The organism is Streptomyces sp. CBMA123 (genome assembly GCF_014596465.1).
GTDB lineage: Bacteria > Actinomycetota > Actinomycetes > Streptomycetales > Streptomycetaceae > Kitasatospora.
Genome location: NZ_MECK01000119.1, coordinates 1 through 5955, shown reverse-complemented (window position 1 = coordinate 5955; position 5955 = coordinate 1). Strand labels below are relative to the sequence as shown.

The window sequence follows — 5955 nt, the reverse complement described above, 5'->3', positions numbered from 1 at the left end:
GGTCTGGACGCACCCCAGCGAGCCGCCGAGCGCGACGGCCCCCGAGCCCACCGCCCCGGCCGCCGCACTGGACACCCCGGCGGCCCTCCTCGGGACCCCGTCGGCCATCGCCACACCCACCCCGACGCCGACCCCCACCGACACCCCGACCGCGACGCCGACGCCCTCGCCGACCGTGGCCCGGCCGACCCCCGCCGCCCCGCAGCCGAACCCGGAACGGCAGCTGGTGGACCTGGTCAACGCCGAACGCGCCAAGGTGGGTTGCGCCCCATTGCGGATCGACCCCCGGCTGCACGGCTCGGCCCAGAAGCACGCCGACGACATGGCCGCCCGCGGCTTCTTCGACCACGTCAACCCCGACGGCGTCCGCGCCGACGCCCGGATCACCGCGGCCGGCTACCGCTGGTCCCAGTGGGGCGAGAACCTCGACCGGGGCCCGACCACGGCGGCGAGCGTCCTCGCCCACTGGATGGACGGCGGCATCCACCAGTCCAACATGCTCGACTGCGGCTTCAAGGACATCGGCGTCGGCGTCGCTTCCAGTCCGGCGGGCACCCTGTGGACCCAGGACCTCGGCGCCCCACTGTCCTGACCGGTCCCACCGCGCCGACCGCCGGGGCTGACGGGCCCCGGCGGCGTCGGGCGGTGTCAGGCGGGTGTTTCCGGCCAACTTTTGATGTGGTCATGCTAGCCACATTGGATCGTTCCAATTCTTGCTAGGGTCACACCGGCTCCAACGCCCGGTGCCCGCACGGCCGTTCGTGCGGGGCCGGACAGACCTGTCGATTGGACTGGTGTGAAGTGAACAGACTGCGTCACCGACTGCTGGACCGTTCGTCGTTCGCCGCCCTCCGGGGCCGACTCGCCGCCGCGGTGGGAGTGGTGGCCCTGCTGGCCGCCGTCCTCACCGGAACCGCCGCCGGAACCGCCGCCGCCGCACCTGCCGCAGCCGGGCCCGGCTGGATCTGCCGGGGCGCACCCGTGACCCCGGGCTACGTCCTGACCAACCACACCAACAACGGCTGCAACGGCGCCGGCATGTGGTACCAGCAGCCCGCGCGCGACGGCATCTGGACCTGCGCCACCTCGCCGATCCCGGCCGGGTACGTGCTCTCCGGCCACACCCCCACCGGCTGCGACGGCTACGACTCCTGGTACATGCGGCTGCCCGTGGACGGCCTGTGGACCTGCGGCACCTCGCCCATCCCGCCCGGGTACGTGCTCACCCAGCACCTCGGCAACGGTGCGGGCTGCGCCAACATCGACGCCTGGTTCATGCAGCTCGCCAGGGACGGCATCTGGACCTGCGCGGGCTCGCCGATCCCGCCCGGCTACGTCAACACCGGCCACCAGGTGCCCGGCTGCGGTGGTATCGGCTCCTGGTTCCAGGTGGTGGCCCGACCCGGACTGGTGGTCTGCCCGTACCAGCCCGTTCCGGCCGGCTTCCACCTCGGTGCCTACAACAACACCGGCTGCAGTGGCCTCGGCGGCTGGTTCCTCGTCCGCGGCTGACCAGCCCGGGCCCGGGCGGGGGAGCCGAACGACGGCCGCACCCATCCCCTTCCCGGGCCCGCTCCGAACGCGAGGTGCTGGAAAGCGCGCTCTGGCAAGCGCGTCCTGGCAAGCGCGGGGCTACGCGGGCGTGACCGGCACCAGGCCGTCCGCCGAGCCGGTCACGTACCCGGTGGCCTGCCCGACCACGCCGCCCGCGTCCCCGACCTGCCCGGGCACCGCGCCCGGCGCGCCGGTCAGCGGACCGGGTAGCCCCTCCTGACCGCCGATCGCACTGGCGTGGGCACTGGGAGCGGCCAGGGAGGCCACCACGCCGACGGCGAGCGAGGCGACGGCGAGCATGCTGCGCTTCTTCATGGCCGGTCCAACGACCGTGCGCCGGAAGGGTTACGGGCGCCACCGCGACGACGTACCGGCTCAGCGGCCCGCCGTGCGGAACGAGTCCAGCACCTGCTGGACCTGCCGCGGCGTCCGCTCCGAGGGCTCCCGCGCGCAGGCCGTCAGCTCGACCGTCGCGGCGCTCCTGGGATCGACGTACCGGCGGCCGACGAGCTCCGCGCGGATGTTCTCGCAGGCCGTGCACTGCGGCGGGAGAAGCTGGACGGCCCGCGGGCCGGCCGGGGCTAGGCCGGGCGGCACGCGGGCCGTGAGCACCACCATGGCCCGCCCGACCCCGGGCGGCCAGGGGCGCACGGGGGCGCCCGGACGCGCAATGCGGCGCGATCCGGCGGGCGAATGGCGGCAGAGCGTCCGAAAGCCGATCAGAGCCCGCGAAGCGCGTCAGATCGTCCCCGAGCCCTCCCGCACTCCGGGCGCTCCGGGTACGCCGGAACCGGCGGTCCGGGCGCCGGCGGCCGGTGCGGCGGGCGGCGTGGCGGTCGCCGGTGTCACCGTCCAATCCGGGTGCCCCGGCATCGGCGGGGTGCGCTGCCCGTACAGCCAGTCGTCCAGGAAGCCGCTCAGGTCCCGGCCCGACACCTCGGAGGCGGTGCGCACGTAGTCCCGGGTGCCGGCGTTGCCGTACCGGTGCTCGCGCAGGAAGGTGCGCTCGATCCGGTCGAAGGTCTCCTGGCCGACCTCCTCCCGCAGGGCGTACAGCACCAGGGCGCCGCCGGTGTAGCGCTGGTCGTCGAAGAGGGTGGCGGCGGTGGGGGCGGCGACCGGGCCGGAGTCGTGCCGCCACTGGTCGCCGAGGCCGTAGAGCCGGCGCATCCGGGCGACCAGGGTGGTGTCGCCCCAGGCGTCGGGCCAGCCGCGCTCGTAGCGGTAGGTGAGGCCGTAGAAGTCGGCGTGGCCCTCGTTGAGCCACAGGTCGGCCCAGGTGGCGGGGGTGACGCTGTCGCCGAACCAGGAGTGCACCAGCTCGTGCATCATGTGCGAGCCGATGGCCGGCTCGGGCCGGCGCAGGAAGTCCGGCTTGTAGAGGGTGAGGGTCTGGGTCTCCAGCCCGGTGAAGCCGAAGGCCGCCGGATCGTCGGTGTCGGCCGGCAGGATGCCGTAGGACTCGAACGGGAAAGGCCCCAAGTGCTTTTCGGCCCAGGCCAGTTGGTCGGCGGTGAGGTCGAGGGCCGGGGTGAGGTCGGCGAGCCGCGCGGTCGGGACGACGTCGCGCAGCGGCAGCCCGTGCGGGCCGGGGCGCTCGCGGACGGTGTAGTCGCCGACGGACACCTGGACGAGTTCGGTGGCCATCGGCTCGCGGGAGACGTACCGCCGGGTGGTGCGGCCGTCGCCGAGCGGCTCGGTCCGGGTCAGCTCCCCGTTGGCGACGCCCCGCAGCGCGTCCGGCGCGGTGACCGCGATGGTGAAGCGGGCCTTGTCACCGGGGTGGTCGTCGCAGGGGAAGACGGTGTGCGCACTGGCGGGCTGGCCGGCCACCGCGAAGCCGTCCGGGGTCGGCACCCAGCCGGTGTGCGGCAGGGCGGCGCGCGGGTCGGCGGAGTACTCGACGGTCAGCTGGGCGGTGGCGCCGCGGCGCAGCGGGTGCGCCGGGGTGACGGTCAGCTTCTCGTCGTGGGTGGCGAACCGGGCCGGACGCCCGTCGACCCGGACGGCGCGCAGGTTCAGCCCGAGCGCGTCCAGCGACAGGTGGGCGAGGGTCCGGTCGAGCCGGGTGGTGATCACCGCGGTGGCGTCCACGGTCCGGGTGTCGGCCCGGTAGTCGAAGGACAGGTCGTAGGCCAGGGCGTGGTACCCGGTGTTGCCGAGCGAGTGGAAGACCGGATCCCCCAGCCCGTCCACGGCGGTGGCCGGCGGGGCACTGGCGGACAGCAGCGCCGCGCTGAGCAGGAGCGCCGGGGCGAGGGCGGTACGGGGCCTGAGCAGGGTGATCACCACTTCGGGAGCCGGAGACCGGGAGCCGGGCAGGACGACGGGCGGTGCGTGCGCGAGGCACCGGGCACGGATGCTAGTGGACCGTCAGCTCCGGCAGCCGGGGAAGAACCCGAACCGGGGACGACCCGGGGGCGACACGGCGACGTCCCCCGGACGGCCCATGGTGCTGGCGGCGCCCCCGGGACGGGCCTAGTGTTCGTAGTGCTTCGTCCCCTGACGGACGAGGTCACGGCCGTCGGAGAACCTGGCCAGGTCCGGCGGCCGTACTCATGTGTCCTGACGGCTCCCGGGCGCACCCCGTAGGCTGGGGTCCGCCTTCGAACTCCCGCCCGCAGGATGCCAGGAGCCGCCGAGTGACCAGCCCCGCTTCGCACCTCCTGGTGATCGGCGAGTGCGTCGCGGACATCGTCCGCACGGACGGCGCCCCCGATCAGGTCCACCCCGGCGGCAGCCCGGCCAACCTGGCGTACGGGCTGGCCCGGCTGGGCCACCCGGCGGTGCTGCTCACCGAGCTGGGGCCGGACGCCAACGGGCGGCTGATCCGGGCGCACCTGGAGTCGGCCGGCGTGGTGGTCCGGGCCGCGGAGGTGGCGCGGACGCCCTCGGCGGTGGTGCGGCTGGACGGGCAGGGGCGGGCCGAGTACACCTTCGACATCGGCTGGACGCTGCCGCCGACCGAACTCCCCGCCGCCCCCGCCGCGATCCACCTCGGCTCGATCGCCGCGGTCACCGAACCGGGTGCCGCCGCGGTGCTCGCCCTGGTGGAGCGCTGGCGCGACCGGGCCCAGGTCAGCTACGACCCGAACGTGCGCCCCGCGCTGATGGGCGAACGGGCGGCCGCCGTCCGCCGGGTGGAGCGCTGCGTGGCGCTGAGTGATCTGGTCAAGGCGAGCGACGAGGACCTCGACTGGCTCTACCCGGGCGAGCCCGCCGAGGCGGTCGCCGAGCGCTGGCTGGCCCTCGGTCCCGCGGTGGTCGCCGTCACCCTCGGTGCGGAGGGCGCCTTCGCGCTCACCGCCGAGGGGCGCCGCGAGCGGGCGGCGGCCGTCCCGGTGGCGGTCGCGGACACCGTCGGCGCCGGCGACTCCTTCATGGCCGCCTTCCTGCACGCCCGTACCTCCGGGGCCGACCTCGCCGACTGCCTGGTCCGGGCCGTCACCGCCGCCGCCCTCACCGTCTCCCGGCCCGGCGCCAACCCGCCCTCGGCTGCCGACCTGGCCGCGGCCCTGGGGTAGTACGGGACCGTAGGATTCCGCTCAACTCCCTTGCTCGGAAGCCTCGGTGAGGTCCTTGCCGTACCAGACCTCGGAGTAGGGCCCGGTGTCGCCGTACGCCGGGATCTCCCGGTAGCCGTTGCGCAGGTAGAGGGCGCGGGCCTCGACCAGGTCGAGACGGGTGTCGAGGACGATCCGCTCGGCGCCCAGGGTGCGGGCGGCCTCGTCGACGGCGGCGAGCAGTCGGACGCCGCCGCCGGTGCCGCGCACGCCCGGGCGGACGTAGACCCGGGTGAGCTCGACGGTGGTGGCGTCGTGGCGCCGCAGGCCGGCGCAGGACTGGGCGGCACCCTCGTGGCGGCCGAGCAGGAAGAGGCCGGTGGGGGCGGCCAGGTCGTCGCTGGGGGAGTCGGCGAGGCCGGACTCCAGTTCCTCCGGGGTGCCCTCCCGGCCCAGGTGGAGGCGGTAGTAGCGGTTGGCCACGTCGTAGTAGTACTCGCGCAGCAGCTCGGTGGCCTCGGGGGCGGTCACGTCGGCCGTGGTGATGGTCCAGGGGTCGGTCATGCGCGCATGATCCATTTCCGGGCGCCGTGGCCGCAAAGGGTTTTCGTACCGGTTGCGGAGGATTCGGCAAAGGAACGGCAAGGCGGGCGGCGTGCCGTTGCCCCGGGCGGGTGACGGGGGGTTGGCGGGGGCGCCCGGTGGGGGAGCAGTAGCAGCTATGAACGGACCATCGGTTTGTCGCAATAATGGGGATCTGAGGAGAGGCCAGAAGCGGAGCGGCCTACGCACCGGGCTGCTGGCCACCGTCTGCCTCACCGCCGTGGTCACCGGCTGCGCCGGTCCCGCCGCCCAGCCCAAGCCCGCCCCGGCGGCCCCGGCCGCCGGGGCCGCCGCA

7 protein-coding genes are annotated in these 5955 nt (G+C 74.8%); 3 read left to right on the top strand and 4 right to left on the bottom strand.

Annotated elements, in window-relative coordinates; genetic code table 11:
• A partial coding sequence (locus BG452_RS15910; RefSeq protein WP_188304945.1) for a CAP domain-containing protein occupies positions 1–592 on the top strand: 592 nt, incomplete at its 5' end.
• A 209-nt stretch (positions 593–801) separates the two neighbouring features.
• On the top strand, positions 802–1512 hold the full coding sequence (locus tag BG452_RS15905; RefSeq protein ID WP_188304944.1) for a hypothetical protein: 711 nt from the start codon (positions 802–804) through the stop codon (positions 1510–1512).
• Between the two features lie 120 nt (positions 1513–1632).
• On the opposite strand, the gene BG452_RS15900 is transcribed toward BG452_RS15905, so the two are convergent.
• The 3 genes from BG452_RS15900 to BG452_RS15890 all read right to left on the bottom strand — a co-directional run bounded on the left by BG452_RS15900 (position 1633) and on the right by BG452_RS15890 (position 3846).
• Positions 1633–1869: a hypothetical protein gene (locus BG452_RS15900; RefSeq protein WP_188304943.1), complete on the bottom strand. Its 237-nt coding sequence runs from the start codon at positions 1867–1869 to the stop codon at positions 1633–1635.
• 60 nt (positions 1870–1929) lie between these two features.
• A complete protein-coding gene (locus tag BG452_RS15895; RefSeq protein WP_188304942.1) occupies positions 1930–2172 on the bottom strand; it encodes a hypothetical protein in 243 nt (80 codons plus the stop codon).
• Between the two features lie 120 nt (positions 2173–2292).
• Positions 2293–3846, bottom strand: coding sequence for a M1 family metallopeptidase (locus BG452_RS15890; protein WP_317621066.1), 1554 nt, complete (start codon positions 3844–3846; stop codon positions 2293–2295).
• Positions 3847–4196: 350 nt separating this feature from the next.
• Between BG452_RS15890 and BG452_RS15885 the strand changes: the two genes are divergently transcribed.
• Positions 4197–5078: a carbohydrate kinase gene (locus BG452_RS15885; RefSeq protein WP_317621065.1), complete on the top strand. Its 882-nt coding sequence runs from the start codon at positions 4197–4199 to the stop codon at positions 5076–5078.
• A gap of 21 nt (positions 5079–5099) precedes the next feature.
• Here BG452_RS15885 and BG452_RS15880 read toward each other — a convergent pair whose 3' ends face one another.
• Positions 5100–5621, bottom strand: a complete 522-nt coding sequence (locus BG452_RS15880) for a GNAT family N-acetyltransferase (RefSeq protein WP_188304940.1) — start codon at positions 5619–5621, stop codon at positions 5100–5102.
• Between the last annotated feature and the right edge of the window lie 334 nt (positions 5622–5955).

What these genes read in the sequence shown, in the direction of transcription:
- BG452_RS15900 (WP_188304943.1), bottom strand. Translation starts at nt 1,869, where the DNA reads ATGAAGAAGCGCAGCATGCTCGCCGTCGCCTCGCTCGCCGTCGGCGTG.
- BG452_RS15895 (WP_188304942.1), bottom strand. Translation starts at nt 2,172, where the DNA reads ATGGTGGTGCTCACGGCCCGCGTGCCGCCCGGCCTAGCCCCGGCCGGC.
- BG452_RS15880 (WP_188304940.1), bottom strand. Translation starts at nt 5,621, where the DNA reads ATGACCGACCCCTGGACCATCACCACGGCCGACGTGACCGCCCCCGAG.